This window comes from Asanoa ishikariensis, assembly GCF_900107455.1.
GTDB classification, from domain to species: Bacteria; Actinomycetota; Actinomycetes; order Mycobacteriales; family Micromonosporaceae; genus Asanoa; species Asanoa ishikariensis.
In genome coordinates this window covers 1318096-1334775 of the sequence record NZ_FNQB01000001.1, presented here as the reverse complement: position 1 = coordinate 1334775, position 16680 = coordinate 1318096, and the positions used below count along the sequence as shown (strand labels likewise).

The 16680-nt window shown below is 70.1% G+C and carries 15 protein-coding genes; 5 read left to right on the top strand and 10 right to left on the bottom strand.

Annotated features, from left to right (window positions below; translation table 11 throughout):
- Nucleotides 1–74 precede the first annotated feature (74 nt).
- Nucleotides 75–1475: an amidase gene (locus tag BLV39_RS06335; RefSeq protein WP_090788315.1), complete on the bottom strand. Its 1401-nt coding sequence runs from the start codon at nucleotides 1473–1475 to the stop codon at nucleotides 75–77.
- Nucleotides 1476–1546: 71 nt separating this feature from the next.
- A complete protein-coding gene (locus tag BLV39_RS06330) occupies nucleotides 1547–2689 on the bottom strand; it encodes a cystathionine gamma-synthase (RefSeq protein ID WP_090788313.1) in 1143 nt (380 codons plus the stop codon).
- 23 nt (nucleotides 2690–2712) lie between these two features.
- On the opposite strand from BLV39_RS06330, the gene BLV39_RS06325 reads away from it, so the two are divergent.
- Entirely contained in the window at nucleotides 2713–3123 is a 411-nt protein-coding gene (locus tag BLV39_RS06325) for an HIT family protein (protein WP_090788311.1), read from the top strand.
- A gap of 10 nt (nucleotides 3124–3133) precedes the next feature.
- The gene (locus BLV39_RS06320; protein ID WP_090788309.1) at nucleotides 3134–3988 is read left to right on the top strand and encodes an NAD-dependent epimerase/dehydratase family protein; all 855 of its coding nucleotides are present in this window, start codon (nucleotides 3134–3136) and stop codon (nucleotides 3986–3988) included.
- Between the two features lie 3 nt (nucleotides 3989–3991).
- Here the strand turns inward: BLV39_RS06320 and BLV39_RS06315 are convergent, their stop codons facing one another.
- From BLV39_RS06315 to BLV39_RS06295, 5 genes are all read right to left on the bottom strand, one after another.
- Nucleotides 3992–4399 (bottom strand): type II toxin-antitoxin system VapC family toxin, encoded by a 408-nt coding sequence (locus BLV39_RS06315; RefSeq protein WP_090791196.1) that lies wholly within the window; start codon nucleotides 4397–4399, stop codon nucleotides 3992–3994.
- 2 nt (nucleotides 4400–4401) lie between these two features.
- Complete coding sequence (locus BLV39_RS06310) at nucleotides 4402–4605, bottom strand: hypothetical protein (protein WP_090788307.1); 204 nt, start codon at nucleotides 4603–4605, stop codon at nucleotides 4402–4404.
- Nucleotides 4606–4678: 73 nt separating this feature from the next.
- A complete protein-coding gene (gene msrA / locus BLV39_RS06305; protein WP_090788304.1) occupies nucleotides 4679–5338 on the bottom strand; it encodes a peptide-methionine (S)-S-oxide reductase MsrA in 660 nt (219 codons plus the stop codon).
- Between the two features lie 132 nt (nucleotides 5339–5470).
- Nucleotides 5471–6712 carry a glycoside hydrolase family 16 protein gene (locus BLV39_RS06300; RefSeq protein ID WP_204082801.1) on the bottom strand — a complete coding sequence of 414 codons (1242 nt, stop codon included), beginning with the start codon at nucleotides 6710–6712 and terminating at the stop codon, nucleotides 5471–5473.
- A gap of 134 nt (nucleotides 6713–6846) precedes the next feature.
- On the bottom strand, nucleotides 6847–8553 hold the full coding sequence (locus BLV39_RS06295; protein ID WP_143049655.1) for a substrate-binding domain-containing protein: 1707 nt from the start codon (nucleotides 8551–8553) through the stop codon (nucleotides 6847–6849).
- Nucleotides 8554–8992: 439 nt separating this feature from the next.
- On the opposite strand from BLV39_RS06295, the gene BLV39_RS06290 reads away from it, so the two are divergent.
- From BLV39_RS06290 to BLV39_RS06275, 3 genes are all read left to right on the top strand, one after another.
- Nucleotides 8993–9520, top strand: a complete 528-nt coding sequence (locus tag BLV39_RS06290; protein WP_090788300.1) for a GNAT family N-acetyltransferase — start codon at nucleotides 8993–8995, stop codon at nucleotides 9518–9520.
- Between the two features lie 650 nt (nucleotides 9521–10170).
- Nucleotides 10171–11880: an aminotransferase class V-fold PLP-dependent enzyme gene (locus BLV39_RS06280; protein WP_090788296.1), complete on the top strand. Its 1710-nt coding sequence runs from the start codon at nucleotides 10171–10173 to the stop codon at nucleotides 11878–11880.
- A 44-nt stretch (nucleotides 11881–11924) separates the two neighbouring features.
- Nucleotides 11925–12884, top strand: coding sequence for a S1C family serine protease (locus tag BLV39_RS06275; RefSeq protein ID WP_090788294.1), 960 nt, complete (start codon nucleotides 11925–11927; stop codon nucleotides 12882–12884).
- A 58-nt stretch (nucleotides 12885–12942) separates the two neighbouring features.
- Here BLV39_RS06275 and BLV39_RS06270 read toward each other — a convergent pair whose 3' ends face one another.
- From BLV39_RS06270 to BLV39_RS06260, 3 genes are all read right to left on the bottom strand, one after another.
- Entirely contained in the window at nucleotides 12943–14670 is a 1728-nt protein-coding gene (locus BLV39_RS06270) for a choice-of-anchor A family protein (RefSeq protein ID WP_090788292.1), read from the bottom strand.
- Between the two features lie 104 nt (nucleotides 14671–14774).
- On the bottom strand, nucleotides 14775–16145 hold the full coding sequence (locus tag BLV39_RS06265) for a cystathionine beta-synthase (protein ID WP_090788290.1): 1371 nt from the start codon (nucleotides 16143–16145) through the stop codon (nucleotides 14775–14777).
- A 64-nt stretch (nucleotides 16146–16209) separates the two neighbouring features.
- A complete protein-coding gene (locus BLV39_RS06260; RefSeq protein ID WP_090788288.1) occupies nucleotides 16210–16566 on the bottom strand; it encodes a YkvA family protein in 357 nt (118 codons plus the stop codon).
- Nucleotides 16567–16680 lie beyond the last annotated feature (114 nt).

Below are 16680 nucleotides of genomic sequence, written 5' to 3'. Positions count from 1 at the left end.
ATCTTGAACGGAGGAGATTTTCCGCGCCGGGCTCAGCCGCGGAGATCAACCGGTTGGCTAGATATCGACGCCGATCAGGCGGTGCCCGCCGGGTCCTCGACCCGTGGCCACGAGCGGGCGTGCCGGGGCCAGGGCGCGGCCACCTCGAACTGGCCGGCGATCGACAGCAGCAGGGACTCGCTGCCGGGCGGGCCGACAAGCTGCACACCGAGCGGCAGCCCGTCGGGACGCATGCCGACCGGCACGACCAACGCCGGCAGACCGGCGATGTTCCACGGCGCGGCGTACGGCGCGTACCGCAGGCTGGTCGTCAGGTTGGCCCGCCACGATCGGGCGGACCACAGGTCGGCCGCTGGAGGCGCGGCGGCCAGGGCCGGGGTGACCAGCACGTCGACGTTGTTGTCGGTGAAGAAGTCGATCGAGCGCTGGCGCCAGGCCTCGCGGTCGCTCTGGCGGACGTAGCCGCGGCGGGTGACCCAGTCGCCCAGTTTCGCGTGCCGGCGGCTGCGCGGCTGCAGGGCGGCGCGGTCGAGCGAGTCGAAGTCGGCGTCGCTGGCCGCAGCGGCGAACCAGTGCGCCATGCCCTTCAGGCCGAGCGAGACCGGGTACACGGGGTCGACGCCGGTCACGTCGTGCCCGACGTCGACCAGGAGCTTCGACGCGGTCGCGACCGCCTCGCGGTTGGGTGCGTCCAGCCGGATGCCGCTCACCGGCGAGCGGGTCGACATCGCGACGCGCAGCCGGGTCGGCTCGACCAGCTTCTCCGGGTTGCGGCCGGCCAGCACCGCGAACACCAGGGCCGCGTCGGCCACGCTGGTGGCGAGCACGCCGTGCTCGCTGAGCCCGAACCACCCGTCGGCGCCGAGCTCGCGGGGCACCACGTCGCGCCCCGGCTTGAGGCCGACCAGCCCGCAGCAGGCCGCCGGGATGCGGATGGAGCCGAGCCCGTCGGTGCCGTGCGCGACCGGCACCATGCCGCTGGCCACCGCGGCCGCCGCGCCACCCGAGGACCCGCCCGGCGTGCGGTCGGTGCGCCACGGGTTGCGGGTCACCGCGGTCTCGTCGTCGGTCATCCCGAACAGCGCGAGCTCCGGCATCCGGGTGATGCCGACCGCCACCGCGCCCGCACCGCGCAGCCGCCGGACCACCTCGTGGTCCTCGGCCGCGACGGGGGTACGCGCGGCGGCCGAGCCGTTCCAGACCGGCACACCGGCGATCGCGGTGTTCTCCTTGATCGCCACCGGGACGCCGGCCAGCGGCAGGCTGGACAGGTCCTCGAGGACGTCGACCTCCTCCGCCTCGACGATCGCCGCGCCGGCCCGGACGGTCCGGAAAGCGGACACGACCGGGTCGGCGGCGGTGATGTGGTCGAGATGGTCGGCGACGACGCGGGTCGCGGTCGTGTCGCCACGGCGCACCGCGCGGGCGATCTGACGCGCGGTCGCACCGACCCAGCTGGGCACAGTCTCAGGCACGGGCCACCCTCCCCATCGGGCCGCACTGATCAGGCCGCTCCCGCGACCCTGCCCCGCAGTGTCTCAATAGGTCAGCCGAGCGCGCGCTCCAGGTCGGCCAGAAGGTCGTCACCAGTCTCGATGCCCACCGAAAGCCGCACCAGGTCGGCGGGTACCTCCAGCGGCGAACCGGCCGCGCTGGCGTGCGTCATGCGGCCCGGGTGCTCGATCAGCGACTCCACCCCACCCAGCGACTCGGCCAGGATGAACAGCTCGGTGCTCTCGCAGATGCGTACCGCCGCTTCCTCACCGCCCGCGGCGCGGAACGAGACCATGCCGCCGAACCGCTTCATCTGCTTGGCGGCCGTCTCGTGCCCCGGGTGGGTCGGCAGGCCCGGGTAGAGCACTTCGGACACGGCCTTGTGATGGCGCAGGTAGTCGACCACGCGCTCGGCGTTGTCGCAGTGCCGATCCATCCGTACACCCAGGGTCCGGATGCCCCGCATGGTGAGCCAGGCGTCGAAGGGCCCGTTGACCGAACCCATGGCGTTCTGGTGGTACGCGAGGCGCTCGCCGAGCTCGTCGTCGCTCACGATCAGCGCGCCGCCGACGACGTCGGAGTGGCCGCCGAGGTATTTCGTCGTCGAGTGGACGACGACGTCGGCGCCGAGGCCGAGCGGCTGCTGCAGGTAGGGCGAGGCGAACGTGTTGTCGACGACCAACAGCGCACCGGCGTCGTGGGCCAGGGCGGCGGTGGCGGCGATGTCGTTGACACCGAGCAGCGGGTTCGACGGCGTCTCGACCCAGATGACCTTGGTCTGGCCCGGCCGGATCGCGTTCCGCATCGTGTCGAGGTGGTGGATGCTGGCCGCGGTCCAGGTCAGCCCCCAGCGCTCGGCCACCTTGGCGAAGAGCCGGAACGTGCCGCCGTACGCGTCGTCGGGGATCACCACGTGGTCGCCCGGCTGGCAGACCGTGCGCAGCAGGGTGTCCTCGGCGGCGAGGCCGCTCGCGAAGGCCAGACCGCGCCGACCGCCCTCGAGCGCGCGCAGGACTTCCTGCAGGGCGTCGCGGGTGGGATTTCCGGACCGGCTGTACTCGTAGCCTTCCCGGGGCTGTCCCACCCCGTCCTGGGCGTACGTGCTGGTCTGGTATATCGGTGGCACGACCGACCCGGTGCGCGCCTCCGGGTCCTGGCCGGCGTGGATGGCGAGCGTCTCGAAACCGTAGGTCATTGGATGGAGGCTAGTCTTCGTCGGTGGCGGAGTGCGTGTTCTGCGGCATCGTGGCGGGTGAGGTGCCCGCATTCGTGGTCGGATCGACGCCCGAATGCGTGGCTTTCCTGGATACCCGGCCAGTGTTCAAAGGCCACACTTTGGTCGTACCCCGTGCGCATCTTGTGGTTTTGTCTGATTTGCCGGCTTCTGGCCTGTCCGGATATTTCGGGTTCGTGCAGGCTGTTGATCGCGCTGTGCAGACGGCCCTGGAGGCCGGCGGCTCGTTCGTGGCGCTGAACAACCGCGTCTCGCAGTCGGTGCCGCACCTGCACACGCACGTCGTACCCCGCACGAAGGGTGACGGTTTGCGGGGTTTCTTCTGGCCACGAACCAAATACGCCACCGACGACGAGGCCCGGGACTACGCGAAGCGAATCGGCGCGGCGCTGTAGTTTTCGTGAAATGACAACACGAGTCGTCGTCACAGGCGGCAGCGGCAAACTCGGCCGGGCCGTGGTGCGAGACCTGCTTTCGCACGGGTACGAGGTGCACAACATCGACCGGATCCCGTCGCCGGACCCGGTGGCCCCGTTCACGCGGATCGACCTGGGTGACTATGGACAGGTAATCGAAGCGCTGTCGGGCATCGAGGACCGGTACCCGTCGGTCGACGCGGTGGTCCACCTGGGCGCGATCCCGGCGCCGGGCCTGACCGCCAACGCGGCGACGTTCACGCACAACATCACCGCGACCCACAACGTCTTCGCGGCCGCCCGCGCGGCCGGCATCACGAACGTGGTGTGGGCGAGCAGCGAGACGTTGCTGGGCCTCCCGTTCGGCCAGGTGCCGCCGCCGTACCTGCCGGTGGACGAGGAGTATCCGGCCCGCCCGCAGTCTTCGTACGCGCTGGCCAAGCACTTGGAAGAACAGATGGCCGCCCAGTTCTGCCGCTGGAACCCCGCCCTGAAGATGATCGGCCTACGCTTCTCGAACGTGATGGAGCCGCACGACTACGCGGCGTTCCCGTCCTATGCGGACGACCCTCGGTTGCGAAGCTGGAACGCCTGGTCCTACATCGACGCCCGCGACGGAGCCCAAGCGGTGCGGCTGTCGCTGGAGCTCGAAGCGACAGGCATGGACATCTTCATCATCGCCAACGCGGACTCGGTGATGCCGCAGAAGTCCGCCGACCTGGCGGCCGAGGTCTTCCCCGACATCCCGATCACCCACGACGTCGGAGAACACGGCACCTTCCTGTCGATCGAAAAGGCCCGCCGAGTCCTGGGCTACAACCCCCAACACACCTGGCGCTCCTGACCGCTATCCGCTGGGGTTCACGAGCATCAGCCCGTGGTGTTCGACGAAGTCGGCGTAGTCCTTGACGTTGTAGGTCGCGAGGGGCAGACCCTCAGTGAGACACGAGGCTGCGATCCAGGCGTCGTTGGTCGGGTGCATCCGACCACGGCGGCGACCGGCGGCCGACAAGCGGCCCCAAGTCTGTGCGGTTTCCCAACCAGCATCGAGCATGAGGCAGTGGGACATCCATCCGTCGAGCGCCGCGAGGTTGCGGTGGCTCCAGTCGCGTAGCGAAGCCCATTGCGTCAGCTCACCGACGCTGACAAAGGTCAGGCACCATGCCGTGCCGACGAGACGCGCCGACATGGCTCGGTCAACCTTGTTTCGGAAGATGCGGGACGCGACGTCAGTGTCGAGGACGACGTAGTTCACGATCACGCCAGATTGGCGTGGCGCTCCGCATCAACGTGAGACAGGAAGGCGGATAGCTCGGTGTCGCTTTCGAAGATGCCGAGGTCGGCCATGTCGGCGACGTCGCGGATGGGGACGATGCCACGACGTCGCGCCTGCTCGTCAAGAGACTCGCGACCGTGCGAGAACCGCCGCGAACCGTCGAAGCGCTGAGCTCCGGTAGACATGAGTCACACCTCCATTGCTCAGTGTGGCAGGTCTGGCGCGGGTCCGAAGACCCGCGCCAGCGTTACCGCGAGGTCAGGCCGTCTTCGCTACGCCGACTGGGCAGCTCATGCCGTTCGGGCCGTGGTTGCAGTAGCCGTACGGGTTCTTCGAGTCCGACAGGTACTGCTGGTGGTAGTCCTCGGCGTAGTAGAAATCGGTGAGCTTGCCGATCTCCGTCGTGATGTCGCTGCGGCCCGTCGCGCGCACGATCGGGGCGAACGCATCGCGCGAGGACTGGGCCGTGGCCAACTGCTCGTCGGTGGTCACGTAGATCGCCGACCGGTACTGGGTGCCTACGTCGTTGCCCTGGCGCATGCCCTGGGTCGGGTCGTGGTTCTCCCAGAAGACCTTGAGCAGGTCCTCGTAGTCAATCCTGCTCGGGTCGTAGACCACCTGGACCACCTCGGTGTGGCCGGTGCCGCCGGAGCAGACCTCTTCGTAGGTGGGGTTTCGGGTCTGGCCGCCGGCGTATCCGGATGCCGTCGAGATCACGCCCGGCAGCGTCCAGAACAACCGCTCGGCTCCCCAGAAACAGCCCATGCCGAAGACGGCGACCTGGGCGCCCTCCGGCCACGGTCCGACCATCGGCGTGCCGAGCACCACGTGCTTGTCGGCGATGGGCATCCCGAGCGGGCGGCCTGGGATGGCCTTGCCGGGGGCGGGCAGGTCGGACTTCATTCGACGCAGGAACACGGTGGAAACTCCTCTCGCTCCACCAGGTGTAACAGCGACGCACCCCCATCCCTTACCCGGGCGTACGCAGACGAAGGGGCCCACCCAGGACGGAAATGGGCCCCTTCATCCGAAGCGGTCGGGCGGGCAGCCTTAGCTGCGCGACCACTTCTGGTTGGCACCACCGCCGCAGTCCCAGATCTGCAGCCTGGTGCCGTTTGCCGAGCTGGCCCCGGTGGCGTCCAAACACTTGTTGGACTGGGGGTTCACGATGTCGTTGGCACCGCTGAACGTCCAGCGTTGAGCGCCACTGCCGTTGCAGTCCCAGAGCTGGAGCTTGGCACCGTTGGCGGTCGAGCCCGACGGCACGTCGAGGCACTTGCCCAGGGCCCGCACCGAACCGTCGGTCGCCCACGTCCAGGTCTGCGCGCCGGTGCCGTTGCAGTCCCACAACTGCACCGCGGTGCCGTTCGCGGTCGCAGCACCGGCCACGTCGACACACTTGCCGCCGATGCCGGTGATCCGGCCGCCGCCGGTCGGCGGGTTGGTGGTGCCGCCGGGCAGGGCGTACGCGCGGACATAGTCGACGGTCATCGACTGCGGGAACGTGGTCGAGCCGTCCGGGTAGCCGGGCCAGTAGCCACCGACCGCGACGTTCATGATCATGAAGAAGTTGTGGTCGAAGACCCAGCGGTCGCCACCCAGATCGGCGGGCGTACGGCGCTGGTACTCGTTGCCGTCCACGTACCAGATGATCAGGTTGGGTGACCAGTCGACGGCGAAGGTGTGGAAGCCGTCGGCGAACGCGCCACCGATCGAATACCCGGCGCCGATGCCCTCCGCGCCCGAGTAGCCCGGGCCGTGGATCGTGCCGTGCACCATGTTCGGCTCGCGGCCGATGTTCTCCATGATGTCGATCTCGCCGCTGGTCGGCCAGTTGACCGGGTTGCCGAGCATCCAGAACGCCGGCCAGATGCCCTGGCCGCGCGGGATCTTCATGCGGGCCTCGAACCGGCCGTACGTGCGGTTGAAGGTGGCCGCGGTGAGCAGCCGGGCGGACGTGTACTGGCAGGTGCCGTAGTGGCACTGGAAGTTGCTCGGGTTCTCCCGGCGCGCGGTGATCACCAGGTTGCCGGCGCCGTCCATGGCGGCGTTGCGCGTGCTGTTCGTGTAGTACTGCTGCTCGTTGTTGCCCCAGCCGCTGCCGCCGGTGTCGAAGCGCCACTTCGACTGGTCGACGGCGCTGCCGGCGGCTCCGTTGAACTCATCGGACCAGACGAGCGCGCCTGGCGGTGGTGCGGCACTGGCGGGGGCGGCGGCCAGCGGCACGACCAGCGCGGTCGCGACGAAGACGGCGCTCGCCGCGGCTGCGATCAGTGTGCGGGGACGGAGCACGACGATCACCTCATCAACGGAATCCAGTGATGGATGTAACTGTCTGGAAACCTTTCAGATAGATGAACGTCGTGTCAAGAGAGCGCTCTCAGAGATCCACGACTATTTTCCGATCAGCCGAGCCCGACACAGGATCAGCCGTGCAGCCCGCCGGCCGCGACGTGGATGAACACCGCCGACACCTCTTTGGCCGTCGCCAGCGTGTCGACATAGCCCTCGGCCGGCTCGAGCGCCTTCTCCAGAGCGGCCGACGACTCCTTGGTCGCCTCGGCGTCGCCGAAGACCACCACGCTCAAGCTCACCGGGCGCTCCTTGTCGGCCGCGGCCCGCAGGTCCGCCGTCAGCGCCGACAGGGTCAGCTTCGAGTCGGCGTCCTGGTTGCGGCCGTCGGTGAAGATCACGACCCGGTTGGGTACGTCCTTGCGGGCGTCATCCTGCGCGCTCTTGTACGCGGCGAGGATCGTCTCGTACAACCCGGTGCCGTTGGAATGGGTCTTGAGCCTGCCGCAGGCCTCGGCGGTCGCCTGCCGGTGCGACTCGGTCAGCGACTCGGCGGGCAGCAACTCGTGGTAGTCGTGTGGCGGGTCGAGCTGGTTGCCGAACTCCCAGAGGCCCAACCGGCTGTCGTCGGGCAGCAGGTTCTCCAGCTCCGCGCAGCCCTGCGCGACGAGCTGGATCAGCGACTGGTCGGAACCGGGCGCCGGGTCGTCCATCGAGCCCGAGACGTCGACCACCATCAGCAGGTCGGTCTGGCGGTCCTCGGCGTACCAGGTGGCCAGCACGTGGTCGACGTGGTGGGCACCGAGGAACGGCATCTCCTTGGTGGCCAGCGGCGGGAGCTGCCCGGCGCCCGGCGGCGGCTCGTCGGGCTCGGCCGATCGCGGAGTACGCAGGCCGGCCTCGGCGATCGCGGACACCCCGTCGGGGGACTCCAGCGCGTCGAGCAGCCGAGCGAGCGCGGCGGCGCTTTCCTCGTCGGCCAGGGCCGCCTTGGTCGGGAACCAGGTGTAGCGCAGCGCCACCCGCCAGTCCTTGCCGGCGAGCACCGCGCGGTCGCGGTTGAGCTTGCCGAGCTGCGGCACGAGCGCGTACTCGGCGACCAGGCCGACCTCGCCGGGCCGCTGCGGCAGCGCGACGCCACCGCCGCGCACGGTGCGGGTCTTCAGGTACGCCCGGGACAGCACCTGGGCGGACGCGTCCATGCCCTGCCCCTCCCAGACCGTCTCGGCCATCGAGCCCGCGCCGACCATGCCGTCGCCGGAGGTGCCGGGCTCGCGGACGGCCAGCTTCACGTCCGGGTCGGTGTCGAGGAGAGTGGCCAGCGCGAGCCACGAGTCGCCGGCTGAGCGCAGCTTCGCCGCGGTCGCCGCGTCGGTGACCATGTAGATCGGGCTGTCGGCGACCACCGTGCCGGCGCCGCCGGTGCCCACCGTGTTCTCCGGACCGAGCCGGGCCAGCTCGAGGTCGGGTGCGGTGCCGACCCACGAGGTGTCGTCGGGGATCCAGAGGTCGGCGCCGGTCTGCCGGACCGTGTCGGGCGCGGCCCGGCCGTCGGCAACGATGATGTCCATCCGCACGCACTTGTCGGACTTGCCGAGCTCGGGCGCCATGGCGGCGAGCACGGGCGCGAACGACGAGGCGGTGACCACCTTCAGCTTCCGCTCGCAGGCCGCGTCGCCGGACGACAGCGCCGACCAGCCGTCGCTGCGGACGAGGACGATGCCGGCGACCACCAGGGCCGGCAGACCGAGCAGCAGGAAGGTGAGCACCATCCACCGAACCACCCCTGTGCGGGCCGCGTGCTTACCCATCACGTCGTCCGATCCCCCCTCGACCGCCACGACCGTTCCCCAAACGGTCGGTTCCGCGGTTGCTGGTCAAAATTCGATCCATGGGCTCGCGCCAAAAGTGGCGTATGACCCAGAAAAAACCGTTGCTCGGCACCTCGTCGCGTGGATAGCGTGGCGATACACGGGAAAGGAGGTGGTCCAGCTTTGTATAGCACTGGGACTCGTGAGGTGGCTGCCCGCTAGCCGCTGTCCTTGACAGTTTTCGTTCGTCGAGACCGTGTGGCAGCGGTGCGGCGAAACACAAGCAGCCACCCGACCCCCGGGGCGCCGGCCCAGTCCAGCCGGCCCGTGTTCGCACGGTTGTCCCCGGGGGTCGAACCCTTTCTCGGGCTCCGCCGGGGCGAATACCTAGGATTGAAGGCGATCCGTACGGACGACCTGGTTCGATCCGATCAGACAATCGGCTGACAGCCGTTCTGGAGCCATTTCCGTGACGCTCTCGCTACGACCCGCACAGGCCGCCGACATCGACGCCGTTGGTGCACTCCATTACGACTCGCGCATTGCCGCCTATCGCGATTTCGTACCGCTTGCCGGGCTCAGTGCGCTCTCGCCAGAATCGCTCACCGCGTGGTGGCGAGAAAGATTCGCTTACGAGTCCGATACCCACCGGCTCACCGTGGCGGTCGACGACGGCCAGACGGTTGGCTTCAGCTATGTCGGGCCTGAGGAATACCACGAAGCCGACGTCGGCCAGTTGTACGCGATCCACCTCGACCCGGCCGCGCAGGGGCGCGGGATCGGCCGGGCGCTGATGGTCGACGCACTGGAGACGATGCGCCACAAGGGCTGGGACCGGGTCGTCCTCTGGGTGCTCGAGGGCAACGCGCACGCCCGGCGCTTCTACGAGCGCGGCGGTTGGCGGCCCGACGGCCGCGAACGCGAGGAACTGATGGGCGTGGCTCCCACCCGCCAACTCCGCTACGAACGTCGGAGTTGGCTGGGCGAGAGTGCGTGACCGAGATATGCGGGGGAACCGATTGGTCACGCACCCTCGCCCGCCGTACCCAACCGCTGCCCGCTGATGCCTGGCCGGAGGCATCGTGACCGACGGAGGCTAGTCGGTCCGGACCACGGGTGGGTGTTCGCGGGAATGCCGCTGTGCTGGCGGAGCACGCGGCGGTCACCGCTGGGGTTGAGGTCTTCAGTTAGCTGACAGCGACCCGGCTGCGGCTCGCGCGCACGCTGTTGAGGTCGTGCCGGGCTGTCCAGCCTTCACGCCAGGAGCGACGGGATGCCGCCAAGGCGTGCTCGGCGACGCGCCGGGAGTGGCAGGGCCAAGCCCCACCGCATCCGTCGCAGCCACCGTCGCGGCCGGGTCGTGCGTGCCGCCCGAGAATGTCCCGGGCGTCTTGCCAGAGGAGCCGGTCGACAACATCGTCCGGCGCGGTTTCGCGGTCCGAAGTGGTCCGCACGGTATGGTCGACGCTGACCATCGGTCCCCCTTGTTCGCGGCGGCCCGCCGGCCGCCGTACGCATATGGAACCGTCTCGCGGTCGCCCGCAATCGGACAGTCTGTGCGACTTCCCGGAATAATCCGGTTTGTAAGGGCTAGCGGGTCCCCGACAATCGCGTCCCCAAACCCGTAACGCGCTCGCATAATGAGCCATGAGCACGGCAGAGCCGCCGCTGCTGCGCCTGATCCGCGAGGGCGTCATCGGCGATGACCAGGTGATGTGGGGGCCTTACGGCGCCCGCCGGGTGACCTATGCCGACTACACCGCCTCGGGCCGGGCACTCGATTTCGTCGAGGATTTCATTCGCGCCGAGGTTCTCCCCCGTTACGCCAACACCCACACCGAGTCGTCGGGCACGGGCCGGCAAACCACCCGGCTGCGCGAGGACGCCCGCACGGTGATCCGCGACGCGGTCGGCGGCGACGCCGACACGGTGGTGATCTTCGCGGGCTCGGGTGCGACCGGCGCGATCGACAAGCTGGTCCGGATCCTGGGCATCCGGCTGCCGGCCGAGCTAGACGACGCCTACGGCCTCAAGGACAGGATCCCGCCCGATCAGCGACCCGTCGTCTTCATCGGGCCGTACGAGCACCATTCCAACGAGCTGCCCTGGCGGGAGTCGATCGCCGACGTGGTGGTCGTGCCCGAGGACGCCGACGGCCACGTGGACTGCGCGGCCCTGGCCGACGCGTTGGCCCGGCACGCCGACCGGCCACTAAAGATCGGGTCGTTCTCGGCCGCCTCCAACGTCACCGGGATCCTCACGGACGCCGCCGCCATCTCCGCCCTGCTGCACGAGCACGGCGCGCTGGCCTGCTGGGACTACGCCGCCGCCGGGCCGTACGTGGACATCGACATGGCCGGCAAGGACGCGATCTTCCTTTCGCCGCACAAGTTCGTCGGCGGCCCGGGCACGCCGGGCGTGCTCGTGGTGCGCCGGCACCTCCTGCTCAACCGGGTGCCGACCGTGCCCGGCGGCGGCACCGTCGACTACGTCAACGCGGTCGAGCACCACTATCTGAGCGACCCGGCCCACCGGGAGGAAGGCGGCACGCCGGCGATCGTCGAGTCGATCAGGGCCGGTCTGGTGTTCGCGCTCAAACGGGCCGTCGGCACCGAGGTGATCCACGACCAGGAGGAGCGGTTCCGCCGCACGGCGATGGACGCCTGGGCCGCGAACCCGGCGATCGAGGTGCTCGGCAACCCGCGCGCCGACCGGCTCTCGATCCTGTCCTTCGTCGTACGCCGGCCGGGTGACCGCTATCTGCACCACAACTTCGTCGTGGCTCTGCTCAATGACCTGTTCGGCATCCAGTCCCGGGGTGGCTGCTCGTGCGCCGGGCCGTACGGCCACCGGCTGCTCGGCATCGACCTCGAGCACTCCTACCGGTTCGAGCGCGAGGTGATGGCCGGCTGCGAGGGGATCAAGCCGGGCTGGGTGCGGGTCAGCTTCAACTACTTCCTGACCGACGCGGTCTGTCGCTACATCGTCGAGGCGGTCGACCTGATCGCCCGCGACGGCTGGAAGCTGCTCCCGGACTACCGGTTCGACCCGTACTCCGGCCTTTGGCGGCACCGCCTCGGCCTGTCCGAGCCGGCACTGCGGCTGACCGGGCTCACCTTCGACGGCGCCGGGGTGCGCTGGGCCGACGCGGTGCCCGCCGAACGGGCCACCGACGAGGCGCTGCCGGGTTACCTGGCCGAGGCCAAGATGATCTTCGGCCGGCAGGACGGCAGCGGCTGCGCCGAGGGCGACGGCGGCGCCTCGGTGTCGCCCGGTTTCGAGGCGCTGCGCTGGTTCGACCTGCCCGCCGTCTGCCTCGAGCCGATCGAGCCGGCGCCCGCACCCCTTTCGCTCTGAGCGAATATCGCAATCCCGTCTGGCCTCGCCGTGTTGTGGGATGCGTGGACACCGAACCGACCCAACCGGAGCGCGACGAGGCCGCCGCGCTCGACGTCTACTCGCAGGTCGTCACGACGGTCGCCGCACAGATCCTGCCCAGCGTGGCCGCGGTGGCGGTGCGCACCAGCCGGGGTGCCGGGGCGGGGTCGGCGGTGACCTTCACAGACGACGGCTTCCTGCTCACCAGCGCACACGTGGTCGAGGGCGCGGCCGGCGGCACCGCGACCTTCGGCGACGGTGCCGAGGCCGCCTTCGACGTCGTCGGCCGCGACCCGCTCTCCGACCTCGCGGTGCTCCGGGTCCGCAACCCCGGCGCCGCACCGGCCCCGCTGGGCGACGCCGACCGGCTGAAGATCGGCCAACTCGTCGTGGCCGTCGGCAACCCGATGGGCCTGGCCGGCTCGGTCACCGCGGGCGTGGTCTCCGGACTCGGGCGGTCGCTGCCGGCCCGCGAAGGGCGTGCCATCCGGCTGATCGACGACGTGATCCAGACCGATGCCGCGCTCAACCCGGGCAACTCCGGCGGCGCGCTGGTCGACTCCTCCGGCCACGTGATCGGCATCAACACCGCCGTGGCGGGCTACGGGCTCGGTCTCGCGGTGCCGATCAACCGCAACACCCGGCAGATCATCGGCGACCTGATCCGGGACGGGCGGGTACGCCGGGCCTGGCTCGGAGTCGCGGGTGTGCCGGTGCCGCTGCCGCCGCAGGTCACCGATCGCACCGGGCAACACAGCGGGCTGCGGGTGGTCGAGGTCGTGCCGGGCAGCCCGGCCGGGGTCGCCGGGATCTATCTGGGCGACATCCTGCTGACCGCGGGCGGCCAGCAGATCCAGAACGTGCAGGCCCTACAGCGGCTGATGCTCGGCCCGGCGATCGGCAACCGCCTGCCGGTGACCCTGCTGCGCCGCGGCGCGTACGTGGACGTCGTCACCGTTCCCGCGGAGTTGAGCACCCGCTAGACGTGGTCGAGCCGGCTCCCCCTGCCGTGGGGAGCCGGCTCGGCCGGGTGGTGCCGGGTCAGAGGGCGTGGCGGCGCCGGTTCTTGCGGCGGCGGCCGAGCAGCAGCAGTGCGGCGCTGACCACCAGGATCGACAGGCCCGCGATCACCAGGCGGACCGTCGACGGACGCGTGAGCTCCTCGCCGCCCTGCGCGCCGCCCTGGCCGGGCAGCGGGCCGTAGTTCGCGACCACGGCCGGCTCGGTGCTGCCCGTGGGCGTGGCGGTGGGGCCGGACGGGGTGGGCTCCGGACTCGCCGATCCGGCGTTCGGGAAGTACGGGAGGTTGTCGTCTCCCGGCTCCACCGCGCCGGCGTCGTCGGCCGGGTCGCCGTTCGCCGCGGGCTCGTCACCAGGCACCGGCTCGCTGGCCACCGGCTCACTGGGCAGCGGATCGCCGGGCAGCGCGGGAGCCTCGCCCGGCAGGACCGGGGCCGCGGCGGAGGCCTGGGCCGCCGGCCGGGAGGGCTCCACCGCGGACGGCTCGTCCTGCGGCAGGAACCGTGGGTCGGTCGGCCACACCCAGGGCAGCTTGCTGTCCATCGGCGCCGGATCGGTCGAGATGGCCGGGCTGGTCGGAAGTGCGGCATCGGTCGGAACCGCCGGATCGGTAGGGATCTCACCGATGACGGGCGGCTCCACGAACGAGGCGGTGGCGCCCGGCGTCGGAGACCAGGTCCGGACCGGAACGCTCTTAGTCGACCGCGTTGTTGCCGTGGCGACCGGCTCGGTCGTCGCCGGCGGTGCGGTCACGGGCGTGCGGGCCGTCGCCGCACCGCACTGGACCGTCGTGTTGAAGGGCAGATCGTGCGTCTCACCGCCGTTGGCCGCGGGCGTGCCGTGCGTGTAGCTGCGTACCACGAGGTTCCCTTCGTTGTTGGCGGAGTTGACGTCGGTGAACGCGGCGTTCGGCGCGTAGATGGTGCCCTCGGCGGTGTCCGCGCCGACCTGGGTGATCGTGGTGGCGTCCGGGAAGTTCATCAGGATGTACGGCGCCTGCTCGTCACTGATCCCGGCGAAGTTAGCGGTCCGCCACTCGTAGTCGGCGCCCGTGCCCACGTTGACCAGCAGCGGCGTCTCGGCACTGGGCTGCGTGTTGAAGGTCAGGTCGGACAGGTTGTTGAACTCGTCGCCGGTCAGGTTCAGGACGTTGGTCGAATTGGCCGTGAGCGACACGTACGCCCGGGTGCCGGGCGTGCTGATCGGCCGGTCCAGCGCACCGCCGCCGGAGTTGCGCAGCTTGACCGTCTCGGCGCAGGTGTCGAACTGCTGCGACCGTTCGCGGAAGGTGGCGAACACCCCTGCGAAGTCGAGCGCCTCCTGCGCGTCGAGGCTCGCCTTGCGGGCGCCCGGCACGGGAGTCGCGGCGTCCGCGCCGCGCAGCAGAACCCCGGGGCTGTCGTCCTTGGTGGACGTGCCGAAGACCTTGGCGTCGACGACCGGCGGCGCACCGATCAACGCCCGGTCGCCGATCACCAGCGGGCTGTCGCCCACGCCGACCCGTACGTTGCGCTCCGTAGCGATCCGGTAGGCCGAGCCGAACGTGAGGTCACCGCCGATCGCGACCGGGCCTTCGCTTTCGGTGCCGGTCAGCGACGCGTCGCGTTCGACGAGCACGAGGAAGCCGAGCCCGCCTTCGACCGGGTTGACCGGCCCGGTCGCGGACGCCGGCGTCAACATCCACAGCGAAGCGCCGGCCGCGACGGCTCCCACCGCCGTCGCGGCCAACCATCTGGCTTTCCTGGCCATGCGTAAACCGCCCCCCGAAGCGAATAAACCTCCAAGAGGTAGTATTCACCGCGAATGGGACAGAGTTCGCGTTTTGCCTTAACTAGCCGTTATGGGAGAAAAATTCAACGCGAGCCCAGGTGCGCCAGCAGGTCCTGCCGGGTGATCACGCCCTTGGGCTTGCCGTCGATCAGCACGAGCGCGGCGTCGGACTTCTCCATCAGTGCCACGGCCTCGCTGACCGGCTGGCCGCCACCGATCATCGGCAGGGGCGAGTGCATGTGCTTCTCGACCATGTCGTGCAGGTGCGCCTGGCCGGTGAACAGCGCGTCCAGCAGCTCCTTCTCGACGATCGAGCCGGCCACCTCGCCGGTCACCACCGGGGGCTCCGCCTTGAGCACGGGCACCTGCGACACGCCGTACTCCCGCATCCGGTCGATCGCCTCGCGGACCGGGTCGGTCGGGTGCACGTGCACGAGCTCCGGCATCTCGCCGCTCTTGCCGGCCAGCACGTCCCGCACGGTCGGCTCTTCGCCGCCCGTGGCCAGGAAGCCGTACCGGGCCATCCACTCGTCGTTGAAGATCTTCGACAGGTAGCCACGGCCGCCGTCGGGCAGCAGCACCACGATCACGTCGTCCGGGCCGGCGCGGTGCGCCACCTCGAGCGCGGCCGCGACCGCCATGCCGCACGAGCCGCCGACCAGCAGGCCCTCCTCGCGGGCGAGCCGGCGGGTGATGTCGAACGAGGTCTTGTCGGAGACCTCGACGATCTCGTCGCAGATGTCCCGGTCGTAGGTCTCGGGCCAGAAGTCCTCGCCGACGCCCTCGACCAGGTACGGCCGGCCGGTGCCGCCGGAGTAGACCGAGCCCTCCGGGTCCGCGCCGATCACCTTGACGGCGCCGCCGGAGACCTCCTTGAGGTAGCGGCCGACGCCGGAGATCGTGCCGCCGGTGCCGACGCCCGCCACGAAGTGGGTCACCCGGCCGGCGGTCTGCTCCCAGACCTCGGGACCCGTCGTCTCGTAGTGCGAGCGCGGGTTCTCCTTGTTGGCGTACTGGTTGGGCTTCCAGGCGCCCGGGATCTCGCTGGCGAGCCGGTCCGAGACGTTGTAGTACGACCGCGGGTCCTCCGGAGCGACGGCGGTCGGGCAGACCACCACCTCGGCGCCGTACGCGCGCAGCACGTCGCGCTTGTCCTCGCTGACCTTGTCGGGGCAGACGAAGACACAGCGGTAACCCTTGAGCTGGGCGACCAGGGCCAGCCCGACACCGGTGTTGCCGCTGGTCGGCTCCACGATCGTGCCGCCGGCCTGGAGCAGGCCGGCCTTCTCGGCGGCCTCGACCATCCGCAGCGCGATGCGGTCCTTGACCGAGCCACCGGGGTTGAAATATTCGACCTTGGCCAACACCGTCGCGTCGATGCCGGCGGCGACGGTGCGCAGCCGGACGAGCGGCGTGTTACCGATGAGGTCGACGACGTTGTCGTAGTAGCGCACGGCGTTGTGCCCTTCTGGTCCGCCCCGCCGGGTCGGCGAGTCGTTCCCAGCCTACGTGCGCAGGTCAGGACAACACGGTGCCGGGTATGACGGTGTCACGGCGGGCCTCCCAGGCCAGGAACCGGTCGGTCTCGGCGAGCACGCTGCCGGCCAGCCAGGTCACCATCACCACGTCGTCGACCAGCCCGAACAGCGCGAGGAACGCCTCCGGCACGAAGTCGAGCGGGGACACCACGTAGATCGTCGCGGCCGTCATCATCGCCAGGCGCAGGCCGCCGTCGTACTGTCCGCTCGCGGTTGCCTTGATCATCCGGGGTAGCGCCGCCAGTCGGGCGCCCAGACCGGGGCCGCCCCGGGCACCGGCGGTCAACGCCCGGCCCAGTGCGGCGAACGCCGCGGTGCGTTTCAACGTCTTCGCCATCGGCTATCGACCTCCTCCGCACCATGATGCCCAGAACGCGCCACCCCGAACCGCCGAGAGGTTTGATCCGCGAAACACCCCAGGGAGCGTGGAGCACCTTTTTGGGCGTCGCGG